Source organism: Constantimarinum furrinae (assembly GCF_014295415.1).
Lineage (GTDB): Bacteria > Bacteroidota > Bacteroidia > Flavobacteriales > Flavobacteriaceae > Constantimarinum > Constantimarinum furrinae.
This window is the reverse complement of the sequence record NZ_CP052909.1, coordinates 2648157-2674915: the sequence shown is the minus strand read 5'-3', so window position 1 is coordinate 2674915 and position 26759 is coordinate 2648157. Positions and strand designations below refer to the sequence as shown.

The window sequence follows — 26759 nt, the reverse complement described above, 5'->3', positions numbered from 1 at the left end:
CAAGGCCAATAACTAAGAGTTTATTTCTTTCGAAAGGAATGGATAAAAAGTAGTGGCAATAAAGAAAATTATACTTATTACAGTGGCAAAACTGATGATGAGCGCAATGATCGAAAGCGAAAACAACAAATAGAGTAGAGGCAGAAGCACACCAAACAACACCAACATCAAAAAGATGGAATACAGATAGCGCATTATTCGCGGCATGTTGTTAACCGACTTCTCCTGAAACTGAAATAGTTTTGGGATCACCTCCTTATTCATATATTCTCCCAGTTTGGAGAGGAATACTTCGTTAAAGGAGCTGTCTTCAAAGGCTTCACTGTCTATGGAGTTTGCCAGAGTCATGATCTTTTCCTGATGGCGTTCAAAAACTGAATTTATATCGAGAGCCTCTTTAAACACCGCGTATTTATATCCAAAGTAATACCACAGGCCCGATCCTACTTTATGTTCAAGCCATTTTTCCACGATGTCCCTATTATAGACCTTGGGGTAGGCGATATTCTCCGGAATTTTGCGCTCTCTGGGACTCGTCATGAGAATGGATTTCAACTCAAGGTATAAATTTTCAGTATCCTGATAGTTATGGGTCTCCTGAAGAAATTCGATGGCCAGTTTCGATTTGCCTTTGTAAAATTCCTTAACCTCAAAAAAGGTAAGTCCGCTAAATTCGTCGTCAATATATTCCCTGAGTCCCGGCAGCCATATCTTCGATCTTAGAAGCAATTCGACAATATTCCTGAAATAGTGCATTTTCTGAGTGATCCGGCTCAAATTGTCAATGGCAGTATCCCGTGACGTCTTAAGACGCAATGCCGCGGTAGCCAGGTAGACCATGATGATGGCTGCCAAAAGACCGCTGATACTTAAAAAAATCGTGGTGAGATTTTCTAGGGTAAGTGCGAAATCCGGTGTACTGTCTACTTTTTGCTTTAGAAGGAAAATAAGAGCAATGCCCAAAAGCCCACTAAAAATGAGCGGGATGATAGCATAGAGATCCTTAAAAAAAGATGTACTCTTCATAGTCCGGATTCAAATAAAACACAGGAAGAGCAACCCTTTCATGCCAATTTGTATTATAAATACATAATTCCCCAAACCATGATATTGGTAATGAGGATAAACTTAATTGGTTATTGCTTTAAAAAAGCGGGGGCTTTCTTTTGTAACTGTTTTAAATGATGTCTTACAAATATTTGCGTTAACTATTCAAAAATAGCCAATTTTACACCACTATGTAGTATTTATCTTACAAATCGATATACGGTATAAAAGCACCGATTAAAGGTAAGAAAAGTCGCACTTTGGGCTTAGAAGCCTTTGGCAGTATCATCCCCTCTGTGATCGGCTCCACCTTCCATATTTCCGTTGGGAAGGATTAAGATAGCATCAACTTTACCAATGATGGGGTCGACTTCGGTATTTTCAGGATATCCCAACTCTTCTAACTTAGTTATAAGTGTTTTCGGAAATTTACCAACTTCATAACGAATGGCATCCGGCAGCCATTGGTGATGGAACCTGGGTTCATCCACTGCCTGTTGCATGCTCATATCGAATTCGTACACGTTTAAAATGGTTTGAAGCACCGAGGTGATGATGGTGGCTCCCCCGGGCGTACCAACCACCATCCAGAGTTTTCCGTCTGTTTCAACTATGGTTGGGGTCATCGAACTCAGCATTCGCTTTTGAGGAGCAATGGCATTGGCCTTTCCACCTACCAGTCCGTAAATATTTGGTTCTCCCGGCTTCGCACTAAAATCGTCCATTTCATTGTTCAGGAAAAAACCGAGTTCTTTTACGTATAATTTTGAACCATATCCCGAGTTTAACGTGGTGGTAAGGGATGCCGCATTTCCAAATTGATCTACTATGGAAAAATGTGTGGTTTCACTGCTCTCAAACGTTGAAATACTTCCGTAACCTAAAGTTTCAGAAGAGGTAGCTTTTTTAAAACTGAAGGAATTCATCCGCGACTTAAGATATCTGTCTGACAACAATGAATCTACCGGATTCTCAACAAAATCGGGGTCTCCCAGAAAATAACTGCGGTCTGCATACGCTCTGCGTTCGGCTTCTGCCAATAACTGAATGTATTTTACTCCGTTATGTTCGTATGTTGAAACCGGAAAAGGTTCGATCATTTTAAGGATCTGTCCCAAACAAACCCCACCGCTGGAAGGCGGAGCCATGGAGATCACATTAAGGTTCTTGTAGGAATACTGCAACGGTTCTCTCCACTCGGTATCATAGGCATTTAGATCTTCCAAAGTTACTATTCCTCCTTTTTGCTGAATAAAATCCACCAGTTTTTCTGCGGTTTCCCCCTGATAAAACTCTGAAAGGCCGTTATCGGAGATCCGTTGAAGTGTTTCGGCCAGAGCCATATTCTTCAGTGTATCACCTTGCTTATAGGTATGTGTAAAGAGGGAGGTCTCTTCGTTGACCCGCTCAAATTCCATCCTGTACTTTTCGAGGCGTTCGGCCTGCATTTCAGTAATGACAAATCCCTTTTTTGCCAAAGCGATAACCGGCTTTAAGATCACATCCATAGGTAAAGAGCCCAGCTTTTCACGGATGGCAAACAATCCCGATACTGTCCCCGGTACGCCAACTGCTAATCCACCCACCTTACTTTGTTCTGTTTGATAATTCCCTAAAGAATCCAGGTACATATCACGGGTAGCTGCTAAAGGCGCCTTTTCCCTAAAATCGAAACTACCGTATTCGCCGTGCTGCGTACGATAGACCATAAAGCCCCCACCGCCAAGATTTCCGGCATAAGGATAGGTAACGGCCAGGGCAAGTTCCACGGCTATTGCGGCATCATAGGCATTACCCCCTAGTTGAAGGATCTCAATGCCAATGGCCGATGCTTCGGCTCTTGCTGAAACCACCATGGCATTTTCGGTGATCAAACCTTCTTTTGGAAGTTGGACTTCGGCAGATCGCTTCGGAGCTTCCTTGCAGTTAATAAAACAGAGCAAACAGAAAACAAGGAGGATTCGTTTCATAATTCTTTCAGTTTTTCTTCAGTATACTGAATTAATTCAGCAAAAAACGAAGTGAATTCAGTTTCAAACTCACTATAATATTCTTCCAATTCCATCACCGCAAAATTCATTTTGGACCGTCTTTTTGTACGCACATTCATCTGTGCCAGGATGGTGCTTATTCCGGGTATGGTAGCATAACTCAATAGCCAATTGTCTGTGATCATATAAGGCATCATTCGTTGAATGCGCGTTGGCAGGATCTCAAAATTATTCCGTAGCATTTCATAAAAGCCGGCAACATATTCATCTAATGGTTGCGAGTGATAATCACTCCAGTTCTTGGCTAGAAAATGATCGTAAAGTATGTCCACTATTACACCGCTATAATGACCATAATTTTCGTGAAGCCTCGCTGTACTGAGCTTTACCGTGGGGTGCTGGTCGGTAAAACTGTCGATAGCACGATGCAGCAGTATACCTTTCCTAATTTTGTTCGGATATTTTAGATAGCGCTTACCTTTAATTCCGTCGGCTATAAAATTACCGATAGTGATCCCTTCATCTTCTCCAGAAAGGTAGATATGTGCCAGAAAATTCATTCGGTACAATTTACAAAATCATCACAAAGAATTGCGATTATAAAAAAGTATCTTTGCGTTAAAATTGAGGATATGACATTAATAAAATCTATTTCCGGAATACGCGGAACCATAGGTGGAAAACAAGGAGAAAATCTAACGCCCATCGATGCGGTTAAATATGCTGCCGCTTACGGAAGTTGGGTAAAACAACAGCGCAATAAGGAGAGCTACAGGGTCGTTGTAGGTCGCGATGCCCGAATTTCGGGAGAGATGGTGCAGCAATTAGTGATGAACACGCTGGTGGGGATGGGGATTCACGTTATAGATCTGGGCTTGTCGACTACGCCAACCGTTGAAGTTGCCGTAACCATGGAACATGCCGATGGTGGGATCATATTAACCGCTAGCCATAATCCGAAACAGTGGAACGCTCTTAAATTACTCAATCACAATGGTGAATTCCTTAATGCTGCTGCCGGACAAGAAATACTGGATCTTGCAGACAAGGGTGATATCGCTTTTTCTGAGGTCGATCAATTGGGAAAGATCTCCATAAACGATGCCTATATCGATATGCATATCGATGAAATTTTGGAATTGCCTCTAGTACATGTGGAGGCGATCAAAAAATCTAATTTTAAAGTGGTCGTAGATGGTGTGAATTCTACGGGAGGAATTGCAGTTCCATTATTACTCGAAGCCCTCGATGTACACCCAGTGAAATTATATTGTGAGCCTACGGGACATTTTCCTCATAATCCAGAACCTCTCAAAGAGCATTTGGGAGACTTGATGAGCCTTGTAAAAAAGGAAAACGCCGATTTTGGCATCGTTGTCGATCCCGATGTAGACAGGCTTGCTTTTGTGGATGAAAAGGGCGAAATGTTTGGAGAAGAGTATACGCTGGTTGCCGTGGCCGATTATGTTCTCAGGCATACACCGGGGGATACAGTTTCCAATATGTCTTCTTCCAGAGCCTTACGCGATATTACGCAAAAACATGGTGGGAACTATACTGCCAGCGCTGTAGGCGAGGTAAATGTGGTGGAAAAAATGAAGGAGACCCATGCTGTTATTGGAGGAGAAGGGAATGGAGGTATTATTTATCCTGAATTACACTACGGAAGAGATAGTCTGGTGGGTATTGCGTTGTTCTTAAGTTTTCTTGCTGAAATTAATTTAAGTGTGAGTGAACTTCGGAAGACCTATACATCCTATTTTATGAGTAAAAAGAAGATCGAACTTACACCGCAACTGGATGTGGATGGAATTCTGAAGGCCATGGCAGAGAAATATGCTTCGGAAGAAATAAACACGCTGGATGGAGTAAAGATCGATTTTGCTGAAAACTGGGTGCATTTAAGAAAATCCAATACCGAACCTATCATCCGAATTTACACCGAAGCCAAATCACAGAAGGAAGCCGATGAGCTGGCAGATCGCATTATTAGCGAGATCAAGGAAGTGTCCGGGTTATAATTATTGAAGGGTATTTCGCAATTTCCAGCGCTTGTGTGACCACAGATAATATTGAGGTTCCTTGTGAATCTGTTTTTCTATTTCATTTAAAAACATACGGGTAATATCGAAATCTGGATAAGAATTCGGATCTTCTGCCAGGGGGATAAAATTTGCTTTGTAATAGCCGCGCCTTACCTTTTCTACTTTCATATAGACGACAGCGAAATTCAATTTTTTGGCTAATTCTTCAGTGCCTGTAAAGACCGGAACATCGATTCCCATAAACGTATCGCGATGCTTAAAAGCTCCTACTTTTGGGGTCTGATCGGCAAGGACCAGTGACACCGTTTTAATTCCTTTCTTGTTCAATCTGAACAGCGAAGTCACAATTTTTTTATTCGAAATGATCTCGGCGCCAAACTTCCCACGGATCTTTTTAACAAGTCGGTCGAAATACGGATTGTCCAGCTTCTTGTAAACACCGAGGCCTTTCAGGGTAGTCTGTCGGTTTATAATACTGCTCCATTCCCAACTCGCATAATGTCCACAGAACATAAGAACACTTCGACCACGAGATTCATAATCTCGAAGCAGCTCTATATTCTGAACATCAAATCGGCGTTTTGCTTCCTCTTCAGAAATGGTCATACTTTTAATCGTTTCAAAGATTATATCGCACAAATGATGATAGAAAGCTTTTGCAATAGCTTTTCGTTCTTTCTCGGTTTTTTCAGGAAAAACGAGTTTCAAATTACTCAGTACTACTTTTTTGCGATATCTGAAGACATGGTAAGCAAGAATATACAGGCAATCCGATTTAATATACAGCAACCGCATTGGCAATATGGAAGTTGCCCAAAGCAGCGGATAAATTAACAGATAAAGTAGGCGTTGCATAGCTTAATTTAAAGCAAAACTACTTAATTTTATTGCATTAGTAATCTAAAGCGAATCTGAAAATTTATGCAAGGTATTTCTATCGCCACCATCGCGATCATTTTGGCAAACGTCATCATATCCATTAAGGGTTTTAGCGATTTTTCATTTTTTGAAAAATACAAGTTCAATATTGCGGGTATTAGAAGGGGTGAGCAGATTAGGATGTTTTCTTCGGGGTTTCTACATGCAGATTATGCCCACCTTTTTTTCAATATGTTTACCTTTTATTTCTTCGCCGATGTGGTATTGGCCGAGGTAGGGGTAGCCAAATTTTTATCGATCTATCTGGGTGCATTGCTCGTTGGAAACCTACTGTCGTTGTATTTTCATAAGGATGAATATCACTACAGCGCGGTTGGCGCTAGTGGTGCGGTAACAGGAATCTTATACGCCGCCATTCTTTTTGAGCCGGATATGAGTCTCTATCTGTATTTTATACCTATACCTATTCCGGCATGGGTCTTCGGAATATTGTATTTGGCCTATTCTATTTACGGCATGAAAAGCAGACAAGGCAATATTGGTCACGACGCACATTTCGGAGGAGCGATAGCAGGATACATTCTTGGCATAGCATTTGTTCCTAGTCTGCTGCAAACAGATCTATGGCTGATAGGCTTATTGGCTGTTCCCATAATTGCACTCTTGATCTTACATAAACTCGGTAAAATTTAAAAAATCTTTGAAATGAAAAACATAGCAACGTTAGTATTAATGATTATTAGCACCTCCCTTATGGCACAAAATAAAGCAGAGCACACCGTAGATGTAGTGGGTGAAGGAATTGTGAATATTGTTCCGGATGAGGTTACCATTACAGTTCGGGTAGAGAATACCGGAAAAAATGCCAAGGAACTAAAACAGGAAAATGACCGAACGGTCAATAATGTCCTTGCGTTTATTAAAAGTATGAATATTGACAATAAAGATGTCTCTACCGAATATATCAGACTTAATAAGAACTACGAGTACAATACCAAGACCTATACGTATTCTGCCAACCAGGCGATCGCTATAAAGCTGAGAGATCTTACAAAATACGAAGTTCTTATGAATGGCTTGCTTGAAAGTGGCATCAACAGAATCGACGGTATTTCGTTTTCCTCATCTCAGATCAAATCTTTAGAATCTGAAGCGCGGAAAAAAGCTATTTCAAATGCAAAAATGAAGGCCACCGAATATGCCTCGGTGCTTGATCAGACCATAGGGAAAGCGGTTTCAATAAGTGAATACAGAGCGGTGAACACGCCTATGCCCATGTATAAGACAATGGCCATGGACAGTGAAGGAGGAAGTTCACAACAAACCATCGCCCCCGGCGAAATGGAAGTGAGCGTTACCGTAAACGTTAGTTTTTTATTGAATTAAGGCCCTAATAAGGCAGCCATTTGGGTTTCTAACTGAGCTCCGCGTAAATTTTTGGCGATTATCGTACCGTTTTCATCTAAAAGAAACGTAGCCGGGATCGATCTTACATTGTAATCTTTTGCGATGGGATCCTGCCAGAACTGTAGATTGGAAACGTGATACCAATCCATTTGATCATCGGCTATGGCTTTTAACCATCGATCTTTTTGATTGGCTCTGTCTAAAGAAACACTAATAATATTTAAACCCTTATCGTGGTATTTGTTGTAGACTCTTACCACATTCGGGTTTTCCATCCGACAGGGTTTACACCATGATGCCCAAAAATCTACCAGAGTATACTTACCTAAAGTCTCTTTAAGCGAAAGCATGTTACCATTCGGGTCGGGTGCCGTAAAATCCGGGGCCTTACTGCCTACTTCTCCTTTTGAGAGAGATGCTAATGCTGAGGTGATCTTTTTGGCCATTTGTGTTTCTGCCATTTTTGGAGAAAGTGATTCTACAACCTCGTTAGCTTCGGTGGCAGTTAACTCTCTTTTACTTAGCATTTCTGAAGTGAGCATCAGTGCAAACAGTGTATTTGTATTCTCTTTGATATATTGTTTTTTCGCAATGGCTTCCTGCTGATTTAAACTAATGTTTTCCTTTTGTAATTCACTGGCCAGCATTTGATCCTGCTCTTGCCGTGCCTGTCGGAAACGCTGTCCAACGTCCCTTTTACGGTTTTGAAACATGCGGAGTTTCCTGTTGAGATCACTAAGAGCTAAATTTTCTTTTCCTCCCGAAACCGAAGAAGCAAACATGCTGTCCTTGTACAAGGTTGCCTTTAAATTTTCATTCTCCGGAATAAATACCACTGTCCCCTGCGGATTCTGCACACTTAGATATCGTATAGCAACCACATCGGTTTTTGGGTATTCTGCAGTAAAGGTCCCGTTTTCGATTTGTATGGTATCGACGATAACAGGTTGGTTTGCATCAACCACTTCATATACAAAAACCTGAGTGCCATCATCAAAGCCACTTGCCGTTCCGTCAAGCGTATAAGTATCGGGATCATTGGAACATGAAAAAAGTAATAATGTAAGTAAAACAGGGATGTAACGTCTCATAATCATAGAAATTTGTCCTACAAAAATAGTTGTATTTTTCTCTAAACAAAACGGAGCAATCAATTTATTGTTAATTATTTATATTGCAGGAACATAATATGTAATTTTACAAGTATAATATTTTGAAAATGAAAACCAAAAAGGAAGAATTTCCTTTAGATATCAAGATAAGTTTTAATAAACTCTTCGAACATTATCGCTCTATTCTCAAGGATAATGCGAATCATGTTCGTGCCCGGGAAATCGTTGCCATTGCCGAACAGTATCCAAAACTTTCCTCAGGTTTAAAAACTCCAAACGATTTTAAGGTTCATCAGCCGCAAATCGATATCATTTTGGAAGACATTTTCGCACCTGCTCTCGCATTGAACGAAATAAAGGTGGCAACTTCACCTTTTCAGGTGTTGATCTTTAAGTCGAGTCAGCGTTTTAAAAATATCATCGAAGATGCCGGAGAGGATTTTGTTCCCTCACTTGTAAATTTTGATTCAGATCATCTTTATATTATGGGTTGCAGCATGATCTTAAACATGTTCTACGGCTATAAGGTTGATTTCAGAAGGCCTTTTTATTATAAAATACCTAACTCGGCCGGAATGATGCGAAGCTATCGCGTTGTGTTTAACGGTGATTTTATAGAGATCAACAAAACGTCACGATCACGAGAGATCACTCAGGAAGATGTTGATGAATTAGTTGAAAATTTTGATAATATCGACCTTTGGAAGGAAAAATTTCCTCCAAACAGCTGGGAGTTCAAAGGGTTTATTATTTCAAATATGTTCGATGTAACCACAGATGTGGCGATATCCGACTTTAAAGCCCATTTATTGCGATTTGAAAACGAAGGAGAAGGCTTTAGTGATGAGATAGCACAAATATTTAGAACCATTTTCGCCTGTCCGGACCTAAGAGTAGGAATGTCCGATTTTAACGAAGAAGAAGGAACATTCGAAAAGCTGATCTATAAGGAAAGTAATAGTTTTATCTTAAATGGTGAAAATTCGGAAGACTGCACCACTGCACTTTGTGATGTTTCTTATTACACCTTATTTAAAAAGCACGAGCTTTACTGTATTACCAACACAGAAAAGTATCATAAATTATATCCGTCCAATGTACTTTATAAAAAACTGTTGGACCAGGGAATTAAGAGTGCGATCTTAATATCGATCGTACACGAAGGTAAAGTATTAGGAGTGGCAGAGCTCGTATCTTCTACGGTAAATGCATTAAATACTATTAATGCACATAAACTCAAAGACGTCATGCCGTTTCTTATCAATGCGGTGGTGCGTTCGAAAGAACAGTTGGAAAACGAGCTGGAATTAATTATTCAAGACGAATGTACGGCTATTCACCCAAGTGTTCACTGGAAATTCAAGAACGAAGCCAAACGTTATTTGGCGGCCAAAACCAGTAACTCACCCACATATTTCAGAGAGATCGTTTTCGATGACGTACATCCGTTATACGGACAAATGGATGTAAAGGGTTCTTCAGAGGCACGAAATCAGGCCACACAAAAGGACCTTCAGCTTCAGCTGAAACATATTCAGAAAATAATAAGTAAGATCTATAAACTGGAAGCATTGCCTATATATGAGCACATGGATTTCAGAATTAATGACTATCTGAAAGATCTAAAAAAGGAGTTGCAGGTAGACAGTGAACGTCAGGTTCTTAATTTTATCCGAACCGAAGTGATTCCATTATTCAGCCATTTGAGCAAAAAGAACGATACCTTAAAGACCTTTGTGGACGAATATTACGAGCTTATTGAAAAAGGTACCGGTCTGGTTTATAAACACCGGAAAGACTACGACGATTCGGTGATGCAGATCAATAAACGCATGGCATCCCTGCTGGATAAGAAGCAATTGGAAGCTCAGCAAATGTATCCGCATTATTTTGAACGATTTAAGACCGATGGAGTAGAACACAATTTGTATATAGGCGAGTCCATTACCAAACACAAAAGTTTTAATAAGGTATATCTATATAACCTTAGACTCTGGCAGTTACAGGTGATGTGCGAAATGGAGAATAATTATTACGCCTTAAAGGAAGAGCTTCCGGTCCCTCTGGATGTCGCTTCAATGATCCTTGCATTCAACGGATCCCTCGCGTTGCGGTTTAGAATGGACGAAAAGCGATTTGACGTCGACGGCACTTATAATGCACGATACGAGGTCGTAAAAAAACGCGTAGATAAAGCATACATTAAAGGTACCGACGAGCGCATCACTCAGGCAGGAAAAATAGCGATCATCTATTCACAGAAGGCCGACGAAAGGGAATACTTAAAGTACATATCTTTCCTTCAGCATAAAAAAGTGCTAAACAAAGATGTCGAGATCGTAGAATTAGAAGACCTTCAGGGTGTTACCGGACTAAAAGCCATTCGTGTTAGCGTGCTGTACTCAAAGAAAAAAGACAATCAGAAGGAATATTACACTTATGATGATCTTATGACTCAAATCAATTCCTAATTACGCTTCCGGGTCGACGATCTTACTAACTTCCTCTACCGAAATATCTGCTACCCCAAATGAAATTCCGAAGGCAATGATCGATATGATGGTGCCAATTACGAATATGGTATAAGTGAGGCGCAATATTCTGTATTTTCTGTCGAGTACCTTCCCTAGGAAATAAAGATCCTTAGTAAGTGAAGAATACACATAGTCACGGTCTTTTAGGAGCTCATTAATAGCCCATTGGTAATCCTCGAGCTTCATCTTGTGAAAATTTCCGAAAAAGGTAAGGTTCACGCTCTTATTCGCAACATCTTCTTTGGTAAATTCTCCCCTGGTAACGTTTGGTCTCGTGGCAATTACTGCCAGGATCATAGTCACAGCACTAGACAGTACAAAAACTGTCGTTGGCCAAACCAGATACGAATTGGTGTCGAACTTGGAAAATAAATTGGCCAGAATAAGCGAAATAATAATGGCATTTACAGACAGCAGGATGTTCGCTTTGGTATCGGCGATATCACTTAACTTTATATGGTTTCTCAAAGCGACACGGTAAAAGGTCTGAATTCCTCGCTCGGGACTTGCATCCTTATACTTGGCTTTCATTTGTGCCTTTATTTGCTCCTTTTTAAGTTTTTTGCTGTCCTTTTTTCGTTCTTTCATCAGCTTGGCAAGATTCTCCTCCTTAACGGGTTGCCAGTTTTTTAATGCATAATCACTATAGAACTGATGCTTTTCAATGAGAACCTTTATATTTTCATCCCGCCATTCTCTGGGAGAATAATTTCGAATACCCTGCGATTTGAGCTCTTGTCTCAAAAAGTCGCTCGCTTCCTGGAAATAATCCTTTCCAAAATGTGAAGAATCGGCGTCTCTAATTATTTGCTCTAATTTTCCTTTCGGAGTTCCTTTGAATTTGGTGGCCATGATGCAATTCTGAACCCCCTCAATTATATCTTTTTCAACATCCTGAGATTCGAGAAATTCAGTTGCGATCCTAACACTTTCCTCCTCATGTCCTTCGCGTTTTTCAATGTATCCGGTATCATGCAATAATGCCGCTAAACGCAGGATTGTAGCATCTTTAACATTAAATTGTGAATCTTCAATAATTTCATTTATACTTTTATATACGCGTTTTGTATGGGTATAATTATGGTATACAAACGTACTTGGAAGCTTATCTTTAAAAAGATTTAGAACGAATTCATCTGTTGCTTCAATGATGTTACTCATACTTTTAAATTTAAACATCCAAATTACTAAAAAATAACCGCTAGAAATTTCTTATGAAGAAAATTAACATCATTATAACTATTCTTACTGCGCTTCTTTTTATCGGTTGTGCTTCACATGCTCCTAAATACAGGGAAATTGAATCCACAAACACCACTCCTTCAAAGAATAAGGAGATCGACAGGACCTTTTATCTAATAGGTAATGCGGGTTTTTCTAAAGAAGAACACAACCAGACCCTAACGGCCTTTAAAAAATATATCTCGTCGGAAAAGACTAAGGACAGTTATACCATTTTCCTCGGAAATAGCTTTTATCCTGGAGGATTACCCGATAAAAACGCTGAAGCAAATGCTGAAGCGAAGAAACGTCTGGAGCCGCAGTTGAACGCTCTGAAGGATTTTAAGGGAAAGGTGGTTGTATTACCGGGGAATCTTGATTGGAGATCCAGTGTCGACGGACTCGAAAACGAGGAGGATCTTCTGGAAGAAAAATTAAATGCCGAAGATATATTACAGCCAAATAATGGTTGTCCGCTGGAAAGTGTAGAAGTAGGCGATAATATTCAGCTTATTATTATAGATTCTCAATGGTACCTCGAAAATTGGAACGATCACCCTAAAATGAACGACAAATGCGAAATTAAAACCCGCGCCAAGTTCTTTGTGGAAGTTGAAGGGGAACTTAAAAAGAACAAACATAAAACCATAATTTTTGCGATGCATCACCCGCTTATGACCAATGGTCCCTACGGCGGACGTTATGGTGCGATCAATCAGTTATTGCCTGTTCCCGGATTGGCATCGCTCATATATCAGATTCGAAGTCAGGGAGCGATATCGAAACAAGACCGGTATAACGAAAGTTACCACGAATTGATGAGCCGACTAAATATACTCGCCAAAGATCATGAGCGCATGGTTTTTGTTTCCGGTCATGAAAAATCCTTGCAATATCTGGAAGATGACAATATCAAGCAGATCATTTCAGGATCTGGTGGCGATGAAACCAGAGCTGCGTTAGGCGAAACAGGTTTGTTTAGCTATGGCGGAAGAGGTTTTGCGGTTCTGGATGTATACAAGGATGGGACCTCATCGGTTCGTTTTATTAAAACTGACGAGAATGCTGAAGTTACAACCCTGTTTCAGAAAGAAATTATAGAAGCTGAAAAAGAATACGATCTTTCCGGCTTACCAAAAACGTATCCCAATACTGTAAAGGCTTCGGTCTATGAAGATGATCGCGTTGAGAAAACCGGGTTTTATAAAACCGTTTGGGGAGATCACTACCGAAAGATCTACGGAACCGAGGTCACTGCCAAAGTTGCCTTGCTGGACACGTTATATGGCGGACTTACCGTTGAAAGAGCAGGAGGAGGGCACCAAACCCGCTCATTGCGCCTAAAAGATAAAGAAGGCCGTGATTACAATATGCGTGCACTTCGGAAAAGCGCTGTTCAGTTTTTACAAACTGTTATTTTGAAGGATAAGGAGGTAGAAGATGGCTTCAGAAATACCATCCCTGAAGACCTCATACTCGATTTTTACACGGCTGCACATCCGTATGGAGCATTCACCATTCCGAAGTTGTCGGATGCCGCAGGCGTTTTTCATACCAATCCGAAGCTCTATTATATTCCGAAGCAAAAGGCACTGGGGAAATTCAATGAAGATTATGGTGATGAGCTATATATGATCGTAGAACGCCCGGATAAGCCTTACGACGGAGCGATTTTCAATTATGCCGATGACATTGAAAGTACAGACGATATGTTGGAAAAACTTCGGGAGGACGAAGAGAATGTTTTAGATGAAAAGGCATATATACGGGCCCGTATGTTCGATATGTTAATCGGGGACTGGGATCGGCATAACGACCAATGGCGCTTTGCAGAATTTAAAGACAGGGACGGGAAAGATCTATTTGTTCCAATCCCGAGAGACAGGGATCAGGTATATGCAAATTTCGACGGAGGTTTGTTAGACCTAGTAAGAGTACTGTTTAGTACATCGAGACAATTTCAGGTGTATGGCGAGGAACTGAAACACACCAAATGGTTTAATAATGCAGGTATAAAATTAGATAGAGCCTTTGTTGAGAATTACGGCAGGGAAGAATGGGTGGCTCAGGCGAAATTTCTTCAGGAAAATATTACCGATGAGGTCATTGAAAATGCGTTTATGGATCTTCCTGAAGAGGCAAGGGACGAAACTGCAGCCGAAATTAAAAATAAACTAAAAGGAAGACGGGATAATCTGGTTAAGATCGCAAACGAATTTTACGATTATTTTTCAAATCTGCAGACGATTACAGGAACCGATAAAGATGATCATTTCGAGATCACCAGACTGGAAAACGGGGAAACGAGTATCAAGGTGTATAGAATTAAACAGGGAGAAAAAGCAGATCTGTTTGTAGATCGCACCTTTTCACGTGATGACACTCGTGAGATCTGGGTATACGGGCTCGATGACGATGATATCTTTGAGGTCAAAGGAAATGGAAGTCGCCCCATCTTTATACGATTGATAGGAGGACAAAATAACGATACCTATAAGATATCAAATGGTAGAAACATAAAGATCTACGATCAAAAGAATAAAAATAATACTATTGAAGAACGAGGTGGTGCGGCTATTCGCTTAACCGAGAATTACGATTTCAACACTTACGATTATACGAAGCAGATACTGAGTACTAACCTGTTTTTACCTGCTATCGGGTTTAATCCCGACGACGGATTTAAAATTGGTGTCAGCAATGTGTACACGGTGAATGGTTTTCAGCGCAATCCATTTTCTCAACAACACCGTTTTAATGCCGGATACTATTTTGCGACACAAAGTTGGGACATCAATTATGAAGCTGAATTTGCCAACATTACCAAAGAATGGAATTTTGTAATTGGAGGTCATTATAAAAACCCTAATTTCTCTGAAAATTTCTTCGGAATAGGAAATGAAACCTTGAATCCTGAATATGAAAACCCCGATGCCTTTGATCTTGATTACAACCGGGTACGCCTGGGAGGATATGGTGCGCATATAGGAATCACCAAGGATTCTCAATATGGAAGTACCTATAGATTGGAAACTAAATTTCATTCGGTAGAAGTAGAAAACACACCGGGAAGATTCATATCAATGTTTGCCGATCCGAATATAGAAAATCCGTTATATTTTTTAACGGCCCAGGGAACTTACGAATACGAAAGCTATGACAACAAAGTGAATCCCGGTAGGGGAATGTTATTTCGCCTTAATCTGGGGGGAACACAAAATCTGGAAGACACTGATAGGATATTTGGTTTTGCAGATCCGTTACTGGTTTTCTACAACGGACTTACACGAGACAGAAAGTTGGTTTTAAAGACACAGGCTCAGGGGCAATTCAGATTAGGAAACGATTTCGAATTCTATCAGGGTGCCCAAATTGGTTCCGATACAGGACTAAGGGGATATCGTGAAGAACGATTTACAGGCAGAAATGCCGCCGTGGGAAGTGCCGATCTGCGATACAGTTTTAATACATTCCGTACAGGCTTATCACCCATTCAAATAGGTGTGTTTGGCGGATATGATGTGGGTAGAGTATGGGTTTCTAATGATTCTTCTAATGTTTGGCATAGCGATTTTGGTGGTGGATTTTGGATAAATGCTGCCGATGTCCTTAGTGGCACCCTCAATGTCTTTACCGGAGATGAAGGCGTTCGTATAACCTTTGGATTAGCTGTATCGATGTAATGAACAGATTCAAGAACCATGTACTTCTGCTATTTGCGGCACTCTTTTTCGTGTCCTGCTCTACCTATGACGTTCAATTTAGAGATCCAGAGTTTAAACCTCTTTATCCTACAGATAAAAATATAGAACGAACCTTTTATCTGGTAGGTGACGCCGGTCTTTCCCCTGCAGACGGAATGAGCGATGCATTAAAAGCGCTTCAGAATTTAATAAAGCAAGAAAATACCGAGAATGATTACGCCATTTTTTTAGGTGATAATATTTACCCGGATGGTATGCCCATTGAGGGTTCACCGGTTCGATCGTTCGCCGAGCATCAAATTAATGCTCAGATCGGTGCCATTAAGGAATTTAAAGGAGAAGTTATTTTCATTCCCGGCAATCACGATTGGTATAATGGCGGACTTAGCGGATTGCTGCGTGAGGAAAATTATTTAAAAGAACTCACCGATAAGAACATGCTCAAACCCTCTGGAGGATGTCCGTTAGAAAGTATTGAAGTCTCTGAAAATATTCAGTTGATCCTTCTGGATTCGCAATGGTATCTGGAAGACTGGAATACCGATCCTGCATTTAATGAATCCTGTGAGATCAAATCGAGAGAAAAACTTTTTATTGAAATAGAGGTTGAACTGCAGAAGTATCAGGATAAGACCATTGTATTTGCCATGCATCATCCTATGTTCACCAATGGTACACATGGGGGGTATTACGCTTTAAAGAAGCATTTGTATCCTCTACAGAAAAAGATCCCAATGCCAATTCTCGCTTCTCTAGTGGCTCAAATACGATCGCAGGGAGGAGTATCGGTACAGGACAGATATAACGAATTGTATAATAACCTGATGAATCGTCTCGCTGCCCTGGCTCAAAGAAACAACCGATTAGTATTTGCTTCGGGTCATGAACATACCATGCATCATATAGAAAAGGATGGATTGATACAGATACAGACCGGAAACGGAGCTAAATCGAGTTTTGCCACCATTGGGGAGTTTGGGGAGTTCAGTTATGGCGGACAAGGATTTGCGGTAATGGATGTTTTTGATGACGGCTCTTCTTGGGTTCGATATTATGGAGTTGGGCCGGAATTTAAACCCAAATTGCTGTTTCAGAAGGAAATGCTTCCTCCCAGAAAACAATATGACGTAAGTAATTTACCCGTAATTCCCTATTCAGAAAGAACAAAAACTGCAGCTATTTACACCCCCGACTCCATTCGGGAAACGTTGTACTTTAAGACTATTTGGGGGGCCAAATATAAAGATGTCTACAGCCAACCCGTGGTAGCGAACATTGGGCGTTTGGACTCTATTTTTGGAGGGGTGAGAGTCATAGGTGAAAGCCGCAGTGAAAATTACAAATCATTGCGATTAAGGGACGAGCAAGGTAATGAATACCGTATGCGGGCCTTGAAAAAAAATGTTTTGGACTATCAGTCAAGGTTAGAGGCGCCTTCAGACCCCCAAGAATCAGATCCAACACAAAATACAGAGATCATAGAAGAGGTATCGATACCTGAGTCGTTCAGCAGTAATTTTTATACCGCTTCACACCCCTATGCGATTATGGCAGTTCCAGATCTTGCCGACGCCATCGATATTTTTAAAACGACACCTAGACTCTTTTATGTGCCCAAACAAAAACGTCTTGGAAATTACAACGAAGACTTTGGAGACGCATTGTATTATATTTCTATTGAACCCAACGAGGACAGTGAGGGACTCAGTACCTTTAAATATCCCGATGACGTTGAGTCTACCGATGATATCCTCATTAAGCTAAGGCGTCGCGGCGATATAACCATAGATGAATCCAATTATATTAAATCCAGACTTTTCGATATGCTTATTGGCGATTGGGACAGGGAAAGTGACCATTGGCGTTGGGCCGAATATTTTAACCGTGACAGCTTAAATGTTTATGTGCCAATTCCCAGAAACAGAGACGATGCATTTTCGAACTTAGAAGGGAATATTCTCGATGTGGCAAAATCCATCTTCGGAAGCAATAATCAGCGGCATTTATATACAGATGATATACGGGATCTCGAATTTTTCAATAAAGAAGGAATTATTCTGGACCGGGCTTTGGTAAAACGGGCCGGGAGAGGACACTGGTTGTATCTGGCGAGAGAGATTCAGCAAAAGTTAAGTGATGAAGTCATTGACACTGCATTTTTAAATATTCCGGAAGAGGTTAGGGACGAATCGTTGCAGGAAATTATTAAAACGCTCAAAGCACGAAGAGGGAACCTGGTAGATATTGCAGACCGTTATTACACATACCTCGCAAAACAGCAAACAATAGAAGGAAGTAATTTCAATGATTTTTTTGAAATTACTCGACTTCCGGACGGACAGACCAATGTAAAGGTTTATCCAAATTTTAAAGCAAAACTTGCGAAGCCATTAATAGATAGAACTTTCAGAACCATCGATACCGACGAGATATGGATATTCGGACTTGACGGACAGGATACGTTCGAGATAAAAGGGGAAGGTACGGAGCCAATTTATGTGCGTATTGTTGGTGGACAGGGAATTGATACATTTCGATTAATAAACGGACGTAATGCCAAAGTGTATGATCACGAAAGCAGGGAAAATAACCTTGAAATACACAATTCGGGAAGTGTACGTTTTACCGATGTGTACAATTTAAATACTTACGATTACCGAAAACAGATCAACAGAATTAATGGTTATTCGGCAAGTTTGGGGTATAATCCTGACGATGGGGTTACCCCCGGCTTTCAATATACCTATCAGGTGAATAACTACCAACGCAACCCATTTTCTCAACGTCATGTAGCCCGTGCGTCCTATTATTTCGACACTTCGAGCTTCGATGTGGAGTACAGCGGGGAATTTGCGAATATACAGGATGATAAAAACCTGAGCTTTGGAGCCTATTTTACTAGTCCGAATTACACCGTAAATTACTTTGGCTATGGAAATGAGACCGTAAACCCAGAAGCATCCCTTGGATTCGATTATAACCGTGTGGAAATACAAACTATCTCGGCTAACGCCGGACTGTTGCGAAACTCCAGCTTTGGTAGTTTTTACAAGGTTCAGACTAAATTTAATGCCATAACTGTTGGAACTCCGGTGAATTCCAATGCAGCCCCAACTTCTACTTTTGAAGTAAATGAAACAGATTATTTTGGTACACTTGAAGGAATTTACAATTACCGAAGTTTTGATGACGCCCGAAATCCTTCCCGAGGAATGATGTTTGATCTTCATATTGGGGTAACCGATAATTTACAGGATATCGACCGATTGTTTGGTTTTCTCGATACGAGGCTAGGTTTTTACAATAGCCTGGTAAAGAACCGTCGCCTGGTATTAAAAACGAATATTAGAGGACAATTTAACTTCGACAATAAATTTGAATTTTATCAGGGTGTTAAGCTAGGCGCAAATACAGGTTTACGAGGATACAGAGAAGAACGTTTTACCGGAAAGTCCTCTTTAGTGGGAAGTGCAGACCTGCGGTTTAGCTTTAATGAGTTTAAAATTGAACTGATCCCAATACAAATGGGATTATTCGCCGGCACCGATGTTGGTAAAGTATGGGTGCCCTCATTTTCATCCAACAAATGGCACAGCGATGTGGGAGGAGGTTTCTGGCTGAACGGTCCCGGTGGACTACAAGGAACTTTTTCAGGATTTTACTCTTCTGAAGGAACACGATATTCTTTCGGATTTGGTTTTTCATTTTAAGAAAAGACATGAAAAAAATTATATTTCTAGTTGTATTGGCAGGGATCTTCAGCTCTTGCGCTATTCATGGAGTCATGCTCGATGAGCCTCAGGATTTCACAGAAAGTAACACCATAGCGACTGAACAACGATTCTATATATTGGGAAATGCCGGTGGGGAGCGATCAAAAGTCGTGTTAGATGCTATTCAGAAAAAAATAGAAAGCCAGCCGCAAACCGAAAACAACATTCTGTTTACCGGGGATAATATTTCGGCAAAAAATAATGACCGGGCTAAAAAGGAACTTGATCCTCAAATTGATCTGGTAAATGCGTCGCAGGCCAATGCATTTTTTATACCCGGAAATTATGACTGGAAACTTGATGCTATAGACGGTCTGGAAGTCATTGAAGATTATCTTGAAAAGAAGTTGGATAAAGAAGATGTACTTACTCCAAATAACGGCTGTCCCATAGAGAGTGTTGAAATTACAGAGGATATTCAGCTTATTGTGATCGATAGTCAGTGGTATATTGCAGATTGGGATAAACTGCATGAGATGAATGATAAATGCGAGATCAAATCCAGGGACAAATTTTTTCAGGAAATAGAGGGAGAGTTCAAAAAGAGTGCAAATAAACTTATCGTATTTGCCATGCATCATCCAATGTTTACCAATGGAAGTCACGGCGGAAGGTTTTCCTTCAGGGATCATATTTTTCCGCTGCAAGGAGATATCCCCCTACCCGGAGTGGCAACGTTAATCGCCGAGATAAGGTCCCAAGGGGCCATCTCCACGCAGGATCGGTATAATAAACGCTATAATGAATTAATGGCCAGACTTAGTAATATGTTAGATGAAGAGGATCATCGAATCGTAATGGTGTCGGGCCACGAATTGAATCTTCAGTACATTGAAAGCGGAAATTTTAAACAAATTGTGAGTGGGGCAGCTTCCGAAACACGCCCGGTATCAATAAGCGATAACGGATTGTTTTCCTACGGTAAAAAGGGCTATGCCACCTTGGATATTTTGAAGGATGGTAGTGTTTGGACAAATTTTTATGGAGTTTCAGAAGGGGAAAAAGAAAAGCTCTTATTCCGAAAAAAGTTGTTCACTCCTGTTGTAGAACCCAATCTTGACAGTCTGCCTACCCGTTTTCCGAAGACCTACACTACCTCGGTATATGAACTCGACAAAGTAGAAAAAAGTGACTTTTTCAAATCCTTTTGGGGAAACCATTATCGCGAAGTTTATGGGAAACAGGTAACCGTTCCAACAGCGGTGTTAGATACCCTTTATGGCGGGCTGGAGGTAATTCGGCCGGGGGGTGGACATCAAACCAAATCGTTGCGACTGGAGACGAAAGACGGTAAAGAATACAATATGCGGGCTCTAAAGAAAAGTGCGGTCCAGTTTCTGGAGACCGTTCCTTTCAAAGGCATTGATGGAGAGAAATATTTTTCGAGGACCATCCCCGAAAATCTGATACTTGACTTTTATACGGCGGCGCATCCCTATGCAGCCTTCGCTATTCCGAAGATCGCAAAAGCTGCCGAAGTGTATTATACCACACCCGAATTGTATTATGTTCCGCAGCAAAAGCGACTTGGGAAATACAATGAGGAATACGGGGACCAATTGTATATGATCGTGGAACGCCCTTCGGAAGAATACACTAACCGCAAAAGTTTTGGTTATCCAGACGATATAGAAAGTACCGACGATCTTTTAAAAATGCTTCGAGAGGATGAAGACAATGTACTCGATGAAGTGACATATATACGTGCCCGTATCTTCGATATGCTCATTGGCGACTGGGACAGACACAGCGATCAATGGCGCTGGGCGGTTTTTGAAAATGAAAAGGGAAAAACAGTTTTTGTGCCCATTCCCCGCGACAGGGACCAGGTATTTGCAAATTTTGACGGTTCCTTTCTGAACTTACTCCGCAATATCATGGGAAGTGTAAATCAGTTTGGTGTCTATGGGCCCGATATTTACGATGTTAAATGGTTTAATAAGGCCGGATCCAAACTCGACAGAGCGCTCATAAAGCGAAGCGACAAGGAAGTATGGATTCAACAGGCGAAATTTTTACAACAAGCGATCGACGAACAGACCTTAAATGAGGCTTTTTTGGCGTTACCGGAAGAAGTTCAAGACGGTACTATTGAAGAAATAAAGGAGAACTTTCTTCAACGCAAAAATAATCTGGTACATATTGTAGAACGCTATTTCGATCACTTTATACAGTTTCAGGTACTAACGGGAACCGATAAGGATGACCATTTCGACATAGTAAGAAAACCAAATGGCGAAACGGAGATCTCGGCCTTTCGTATTAAAGACGGTGAGAAAGGGGAGGCGTTATTCAGCAGAACCTTTAACAGTAAAGATACAAGAGAGGTATGGTTATACGGCTTGGACGATAAAGATGTTTTTACCAGCAGCGGTACTGCCAAGAAGCCTGTATTGATACGAATTATTGGCGGACAGGAAAAAGACAGCTACGATCTAAAGGAAGGGCGGCGAATAAAGGTCTACGACCGAAGAGATAAGGAAAATGATATTGTAAACAGAGGCGGAGCAAATTTCAGAATGACGAACTTCTATCAGGCGAATACGTACGATTATAAAAAAGAGCCGACCACGGGTGGTGGCATTTCATTTAAGGTTGGTTTTAATCCGGATGATGGTACCGTATTGGAGGCGGGATATGAAAAGACTGTTAATGAGTTTATCGAAAACCCGTATGGCAGAAAAGCCGAAGTTCTGTTAAATTATCAATTCCTCACACAGGGTTTGGACCTTAGGTTTAACAAAGCATATGCCGCTATATTATCAAAATTTAATTTTATTCTGAATACCAGATACACGTCAAAGAATTATACCGAAAATTTCTTTGGCTTCGGAAATGAGACTAATAACCCTGAAGCACAACTGAGCCTGGATTATAACCGTGTCAATTTGGAGATCTTTGAAGGGGGAGTAGGGCTGGAAACGGAAGGTGTGTACGGCAGCTTTTTTCAGATAAAATATAACCTGAAAACAGTTAAAATATTCCGAAATGGTGCCAACATCATAGACGGAACTTCACCTGAAGCCTTTGGTGAAAGACGATATTTTGGAATTCCGTCTGCAACGTATGCCTATAAAAATATCAACGACACCGACTTCCCATCAAAAGGAATGCTCTTCGAAACGACAGTAGGTGGAATTGATGATTTGGAGGGTAATGCCATTACAGGATATGGAAATGCTCAGTTGATATTATACAATTCACTTTTAAGTAATAACAGACTGGTGCTTAAGACAAAAGTGGAAACCACGGGCATGATCGGGGATATGCCTCAATTTTATAACAGTGCAAATTTGGGTTCCAATACCGGATTTAGAGGATATCGGAATCAGCGTTTTACCGGAAAACACAGTGCCTTGGGAAGCGCCGATCTGGCGTACGATTTCAAAAAGATAAAAACCTTCTTTTTTCCTTTGGCTATAGGCGTTTACGGAGGTTATGATATTGGAAGAGTTTGGGTAGAGAATGATACTTCCGATGTTTGGCATGGCAGTTATGGAGGAGGTATGATGGTTCGCTGGACCGATGCTTTAAGGGGTGATGTAAATCTATTCACAGGGGAAGAAGGAACCCGCATTACTTTTGGCTTCGGATTTACTTTTTAAATAGGCAATTCGTAAAGATTGCCACCTTCAATTCCAGTAAGTTCATCTGCTATATACAGCGTTTCTGAGTTTTTAAAGGTTACACTTTCCTTTTGTGATCTGTGATCCAGATTTATCTTTTCGATCTTTCCTTTAAAAAATTGATCGCCTTTATATTCTGAAATGATCCAGACCTTATTATAACTTAAGAGCGCTATCTTTCCCGCATCACGATCGATACTGGCTGCAGTGATCTGGCAGTCATCATCATCTTCGCAAGTTTTATAGCTTCCTATTAATTCAGCCTCAAAACTTCCCTGTTTTGTGGGAACTCTGTAAAGTTTTGTGGTTCCGTCAAAATGTGAACTCCTGTTTCGAGTAAAGAGATAGAAAAAACCATCCTTTACGATAAATGCTTCTACATCGAAATTGCGATCTTTCTTTTTAGGCGGAAATTCCTTTTGATCTTCAAAATTGAAGGTGGTGACAGTGGCTATTGTACTGGATCTGGCGGCTGTAAAATTAGAGACATTCTCAATGCCATAAATGGTAAGATCTTTTCTTTTATTGCGATTATTTCCGAAGTCACCTACATACAGGTTTCCGTTTCCATCGCCTGCGATGTCTTCCCAGTCGACGTTTGTTCCGTTTTCTAGTGAAATTACCCTATCAATGCTATTCGTTTTAGTATTATAACCAAAAATGTCGGCAGCGTTCTTTGAATCGGTAATCGCCCAAAGCAATTCGCTGCCCTTTATTTTTTCGATGCCGCTTATTTCTTTTAATTCTCCCGGTAAGGAAGCGAGGATTTGGAGTTTACCCAAATCCTGACATCCTAAATTAAGTATCGCCAAAATGAAAACCCCTACGAGTTGTTTCATGTAGGTAAAATGAAAAAGATTATGCTTCCGGGTGGTTATCACCGCTTTTCATACTCCAGGCGTCCAGCATCCAGCTAATTTTCTCAAGATCTGCAACATAAGATCCTAAAAGATCGATAGTTCCTTCATCGCCTACAGCTTCTGCCTGTTCAATGACCTTTGTCATTTGTTTAAGAATATCTCCATGGTCGCTTAAGAGTGCTTTCACCATTTCGACATCTTTAATGTCGGAAGGAGACTCCTTAAGGTTCGACATTTTTAAATATTCCGAAAAATTACTCACCGGCTGATAGCGTAGTGTTAAGATCCTTTCTGCGATCTCATCTACTTTCAACTTTGCATCCTCATACATGTCTTCAAATTTTATGTGCAGGTCGAAGAAATTCTTACCTACTACATTCCAATGAAAATTCCGTAGTTTTTGATAATACAAATGGTAATCTGCCAACAAGACATTGAGCTCTTTAGCTACCTGGGCAGTTTCACTTTTTTTTAGATTTAAATAGTTCATTGAGGTTGTTTTATTTTTAAAGGTACAAGGGCTTTTAATTCCCCACAATTTTTGAAAGGCATTTAGATTTTCTTTAACGCATTTTCTTCGGCTTTTAAGAAAAAAATAAGGATTCTCTGTATTATAGCAGTAGATTTTAAACGCAACGATTTAGCCGTTTGATCATCCTGTCCTTTGGTGTAAATATTGTACATTTGACCGCTTTAAAAGTCAACCCATTACATGAAAGACCTCTTGAATACTGCCATAAAAGCTTCGATCGATGCCGGAAAGGCTATTATGGACGTATATGCCACCGATTTTGACATAGAGATCAAAGGCGATGATTCTCCTCTAACCACAGCCGATAAAAAAGCGAATGCTGTGATCATGTCCTATTTAGAGCAAACTTCTGTTCCTATTATAAGTGAGGAGAACAAGCGTATTCCGTTTTACGAACGATCGCAATGGAAACGTTGCTGGATCGTGGATCCTTTGGACGGTACCAAGGAGTTTATTAAGCGAAATGGCGAATTCACCGTAAATATTGCGCTTATTGCAGAAGGACGTCCCTTATTAGGAGTGATCTATGTACCGGTGAGCAAAACCTTATATTTTACCAACCACAAGGCCGACACTTCTTATAAATTTGTTTTGAGTGATGAGTCGATGCCGATAGCAGACATATTGGAAAAGGCTTCAGAAATTGCGCCACTTGCAGCGATTACCGATCCCGTAAAAGTTGTGGGTAGTCGTTCGCATTTAAATGAGGATACCAAAGTATTTATTTCAGAAATTGAAAAAAAGCATACAGTCGAGATCGTTTCTAAAGGAAGCTCTCTAAAATTTTGCCTTGTGGCTGAAGGCGAAGCACATATTTATCCGCGTTATGCTCCAACAATGGAGTGGGACACCGCAGCCGGACAAGCTATTTGTGAGGCCGTGGGCCTTGTCGTAACTGAGGAAAAAACGGGAAAATCCTTACGATATAATAAAGAAAATTTACTGAATCCGTATTTTGTGGTTTCGGCTAAGAATTAATTCTTGTATAAAAAAGAGTCACATATCAGAAGCCTGTTGAAGGGCATTTCATGGCGTATCATCGCCACAACAGATACTATCCTGGTCGTATTGCTGGTTACATGTCTAACCGGTAATTGTAGCCTTGAGAATGCCTTGAAAATTGGTTTTGCAGAGTTTCTTATAAAATTATTGATCTACTATGTACACGAGCGTATCTGGCTGAATTTCAGAAACGGAGATACGGTAACGACAAGACAAACCCTGTATAAGAGTATATCCTGGCGTATCATAGCGACCACCACTACCTTTATCATTAGCGGAACGATCTTAAATAATTTCGATGAAGTTGCTCTTTTTATAGCGTTAACCGAGTTAATTACTAAATTTGTACTCTATTATTTTCACGAAAGACTGTGGTTGAGACTGCCTCTGGGACGCATTCGAAACTATGTTTTAAATCTTTTTAAACAGTAATGCAGGAGAATATCATCCCTCACAATTTTAATACAACGCCCGAACAACGAAGTGGGTTGAAGAATCATAAGCCATTATTGTTATGGTTTACGGGACTGTCGGGATCGGGTAAATCCACTATAGCAAATGCCGTTGAAATGGCTTTGGTTAAAGAAGGAGTACACACCTATACGCTGGACGGAGATAATGTTAGAAAGGGATTAAACAGCAACCTTTCTTTTTCCCCGGAAGATAGAAGTGAGAACATAAGACGTATCGCCGAAGTTTCAAGTTTAATGCTCGATGCCGGACTTGTTGTCCTTGCGGCCTTTGTTTCTCCTTATGCCAGAGACCGGGAGCAGGTTAAACAGATCGCAGGCTATTCCAATGTGATGGAAATCTTTGTGAACACTCCAATTGACGAATGCGAACGTCGTGATGTAAAAGGCTTGTATGCCAAGGCCCGTGCCGGAGAAATACAAAATTTTACGGGTGTAAATGCACCGTATGAAGCTCCGGTTGCACCCGATCTACAGATAGATACTGTGAATACTTCGGTGGAGGAGGCAGTCGCCATAATTATAGCTTTGGTAAATAAAAAAATTAAGCAGTAGC

18 protein-coding genes are annotated in these 26759 nt (G+C 40.6%); 10 read left to right on the top strand and 8 right to left on the bottom strand.

What is annotated here, in order from left to right:
* Positions 1-12: 12 nt before the first annotated feature.
* From ALE3EI_RS12275 to ALE3EI_RS12265, 3 genes are all read right to left on the bottom strand, one after another.
* The gene (locus tag ALE3EI_RS12275; protein WP_186989077.1) at positions 13-1026 is read right to left on the bottom strand and encodes a hypothetical protein; all 1014 of its coding nucleotides are present in this window, start codon (positions 1024-1026) and stop codon (positions 13-15) included.
* Positions 1027-1313: 287 nt separating this feature from the next.
* The gene (ggt, locus tag ALE3EI_RS12270; RefSeq protein ID WP_186989075.1) at positions 1314-3017 is read right to left on the bottom strand and encodes a gamma-glutamyltransferase; all 1704 of its coding nucleotides are present in this window, start codon (positions 3015-3017) and stop codon (positions 1314-1316) included.
* The gene (locus tag ALE3EI_RS12265; protein WP_186989073.1) at positions 3014-3598 is read right to left on the bottom strand and encodes an acyl carrier protein phosphodiesterase; all 585 of its coding nucleotides are present in this window, start codon (positions 3596-3598) and stop codon (positions 3014-3016) included. The genes ggt and ALE3EI_RS12265 overlap by 4 nt, the downstream gene beginning before the upstream one ends.
* Before the next feature lie 72 nt (positions 3599-3670).
* Here ALE3EI_RS12265 and glmM point away from each other — a divergent pair, with 72 nt between their 5' ends.
* A complete protein-coding gene (gene glmM / locus ALE3EI_RS12260) occupies positions 3671-5059 on the top strand; it encodes a phosphoglucosamine mutase (protein WP_186989071.1) in 1389 nt (462 codons plus the stop codon).
* Here the strand turns inward: glmM and ALE3EI_RS12255 are convergent, their stop codons facing one another.
* A complete protein-coding gene (locus tag ALE3EI_RS12255) occupies positions 5060-5938 on the bottom strand; it encodes a lysophospholipid acyltransferase family protein (RefSeq protein ID WP_186989069.1) in 879 nt (292 codons plus the stop codon).
* A gap of 66 nt (positions 5939-6004) precedes the next feature.
* On the opposite strand from ALE3EI_RS12255, the gene ALE3EI_RS12250 reads away from it, so the two are divergent.
* Entirely contained in the window at positions 6005-6655 is a 651-nt protein-coding gene (locus ALE3EI_RS12250) for a rhomboid family intramembrane serine protease (protein WP_186989067.1), read from the top strand.
* Between the two features lie 12 nt (positions 6656-6667).
* Positions 6668-7348, top strand: coding sequence for an SIMPL domain-containing protein (locus tag ALE3EI_RS12245; RefSeq protein WP_186989065.1), 681 nt, complete (start codon positions 6668-6670; stop codon positions 7346-7348).
* Here ALE3EI_RS12245 and ALE3EI_RS12240 read toward each other — a convergent pair.
* Complete coding sequence (locus ALE3EI_RS12240; protein WP_186989063.1) at positions 7345-8460, bottom strand: TlpA disulfide reductase family protein; 1116 nt, start codon at positions 8458-8460, stop codon at positions 7345-7347. The genes ALE3EI_RS12245 and ALE3EI_RS12240 overlap by 4 nt on opposite strands.
* Before the next feature lie 128 nt (positions 8461-8588).
* On the opposite strand from ALE3EI_RS12240, the gene ALE3EI_RS12235 reads away from it, so the two are divergent.
* Positions 8589-10952: a GAF domain-containing protein gene (locus tag ALE3EI_RS12235; RefSeq protein WP_186989061.1), complete on the top strand. Its 2364-nt coding sequence runs from the start codon at positions 8589-8591 to the stop codon at positions 10950-10952.
* On the opposite strand, the gene ALE3EI_RS12230 is transcribed toward ALE3EI_RS12235, so the two are convergent.
* Positions 10953-12176 (bottom strand): Pycsar system effector family protein, encoded by a 1224-nt coding sequence (locus ALE3EI_RS12230; protein ID WP_186989059.1) that lies wholly within the window; start codon positions 12174-12176, stop codon positions 10953-10955.
* A gap of 53 nt (positions 12177-12229) precedes the next feature.
* On the opposite strand from ALE3EI_RS12230, the gene ALE3EI_RS12225 reads away from it, so the two are divergent.
* The 3 genes from ALE3EI_RS12225 to ALE3EI_RS12215 are packed head-to-tail and all read left to right on the top strand — an operon-like array spanning position 12230 to position 23318.
* Complete coding sequence (locus ALE3EI_RS12225) at positions 12230-15919, top strand: metallophosphoesterase family protein (RefSeq protein WP_186989057.1); 3690 nt, start codon at positions 12230-12232, stop codon at positions 15917-15919.
* The gene (locus tag ALE3EI_RS12220) at positions 15919-19650 is read left to right on the top strand and encodes a metallophosphoesterase (protein ID WP_186989055.1); all 3732 of its coding nucleotides are present in this window, start codon (positions 15919-15921) and stop codon (positions 19648-19650) included. Before ALE3EI_RS12225 ends, ALE3EI_RS12220 begins: the two co-directional genes overlap by 1 nt.
* Before the next feature lie 8 nt (positions 19651-19658).
* Positions 19659-23318: a BamA/TamA family outer membrane protein gene (locus tag ALE3EI_RS12215; protein WP_186989053.1), complete on the top strand. Its 3660-nt coding sequence runs from the start codon at positions 19659-19661 to the stop codon at positions 23316-23318.
* On the opposite strand, the gene ALE3EI_RS12210 is transcribed toward ALE3EI_RS12215, so the two are convergent.
* Positions 23315-24178 (bottom strand): esterase-like activity of phytase family protein, encoded by an 864-nt coding sequence (locus tag ALE3EI_RS12210; RefSeq protein WP_186989051.1) that lies wholly within the window; start codon positions 24176-24178, stop codon positions 23315-23317. The genes ALE3EI_RS12215 and ALE3EI_RS12210 overlap by 4 nt on opposite strands.
* Positions 24179-24197: 19 nt before the next feature.
* Positions 24198-24689, bottom strand: coding sequence for a Dps family protein (locus tag ALE3EI_RS12205; protein WP_186989049.1), 492 nt, complete (start codon positions 24687-24689; stop codon positions 24198-24200).
* A gap of 222 nt (positions 24690-24911) precedes the next feature.
* Between ALE3EI_RS12205 and cysQ the strand changes: the two genes are divergently transcribed.
* The 3 genes from cysQ to cysC are packed head-to-tail and all read left to right on the top strand — an operon-like array spanning position 24912 to position 26758.
* Positions 24912-25709, top strand: a complete 798-nt coding sequence (gene cysQ, locus ALE3EI_RS12200; RefSeq protein ID WP_186989047.1) for a 3'(2'),5'-bisphosphate nucleotidase CysQ — start codon at positions 24912-24914, stop codon at positions 25707-25709.
* Positions 25710-25712: 3 nt separating this feature from the next.
* Positions 25713-26165: a DUF2061 domain-containing protein gene (locus ALE3EI_RS12195; protein WP_186989045.1), complete on the top strand. Its 453-nt coding sequence runs from the start codon at positions 25713-25715 to the stop codon at positions 26163-26165.
* Positions 26165-26758 carry an adenylyl-sulfate kinase gene (cysC, locus tag ALE3EI_RS12190; protein WP_186989043.1) on the top strand — a complete coding sequence of 198 codons (594 nt, stop codon included), beginning with the start codon at positions 26165-26167 and terminating at the stop codon, positions 26756-26758. Before ALE3EI_RS12195 ends, cysC begins: the two co-directional genes overlap by 1 nt.
* Position 26759 lies beyond the last annotated feature (1 nt).

Bases quoted from the DNA above. Each gene is read 5' to 3' on its own strand.
- ALE3EI_RS12250 (WP_186989067.1), top strand. From the start codon at position 6,005: ATGCAAGGTATTTCTATCGCCACCATCGCGATCATTTTGGCAAACGTC.
- ALE3EI_RS12205 (WP_186989049.1), bottom strand. From the start codon at position 24,689: ATGAACTATTTAAATCTAAAAAAAAGTGAAACTGCCCAGGTAGCTAAA.
- ALE3EI_RS12215 (WP_186989053.1), top strand. From the start codon at position 19,659: ATGAAAAAAATTATATTTCTAGTTGTATTGGCAGGGATCTTCAGCTCT.
- ggt (WP_186989075.1), bottom strand. From the start codon at position 3,017: ATGAAACGAATCCTCCTTGTTTTCTGTTTGCTCTGTTTTATTAACTGC.
- ALE3EI_RS12225 (WP_186989057.1), top strand. From the start codon at position 12,230: ATGAAGAAAATTAACATCATTATAACTATTCTTACTGCGCTTCTTTTT.
- ALE3EI_RS12255 (WP_186989069.1), bottom strand. From the start codon at position 5,938: ATGCAACGCCTACTTTATCTGTTAATTTATCCGCTGCTTTGGGCAACT.
- ALE3EI_RS12275 (WP_186989077.1), bottom strand. From the start codon at position 1,026: ATGAAGAGTACATCTTTTTTTAAGGATCTCTATGCTATCATCCCGCTC.
- ALE3EI_RS12265 (WP_186989073.1), bottom strand. From the start codon at position 3,598: ATGAATTTTCTGGCACATATCTACCTTTCTGGAGAAGATGAAGGGATC.
- cysC (WP_186989043.1), top strand. From the start codon at position 26,165: ATGCAGGAGAATATCATCCCTCACAATTTTAATACAACGCCCGAACAA.
- ALE3EI_RS12235 (WP_186989061.1), top strand. From the start codon at position 8,589: ATGAAAACCAAAAAGGAAGAATTTCCTTTAGATATCAAGATAAGTTTT.
- ALE3EI_RS12220 (WP_186989055.1), top strand. From the start codon at position 15,919: ATGAACAGATTCAAGAACCATGTACTTCTGCTATTTGCGGCACTCTTT.
- ALE3EI_RS12245 (WP_186989065.1), top strand. From the start codon at position 6,668: ATGAAAAACATAGCAACGTTAGTATTAATGATTATTAGCACCTCCCTT.
- cysQ (WP_186989047.1), top strand. From the start codon at position 24,912: ATGAAAGACCTCTTGAATACTGCCATAAAAGCTTCGATCGATGCCGGA.
- glmM (WP_186989071.1), top strand. From the start codon at position 3,671: ATGACATTAATAAAATCTATTTCCGGAATACGCGGAACCATAGGTGGA.
- ALE3EI_RS12240 (WP_186989063.1), bottom strand. From the start codon at position 8,460: ATGAGACGTTACATCCCTGTTTTACTTACATTATTACTTTTTTCATGT.
- ALE3EI_RS12230 (WP_186989059.1), bottom strand. From the start codon at position 12,176: ATGAGTAACATCATTGAAGCAACAGATGAATTCGTTCTAAATCTTTTT.
- ALE3EI_RS12210 (WP_186989051.1), bottom strand. From the start codon at position 24,178: ATGAAACAACTCGTAGGGGTTTTCATTTTGGCGATACTTAATTTAGGA.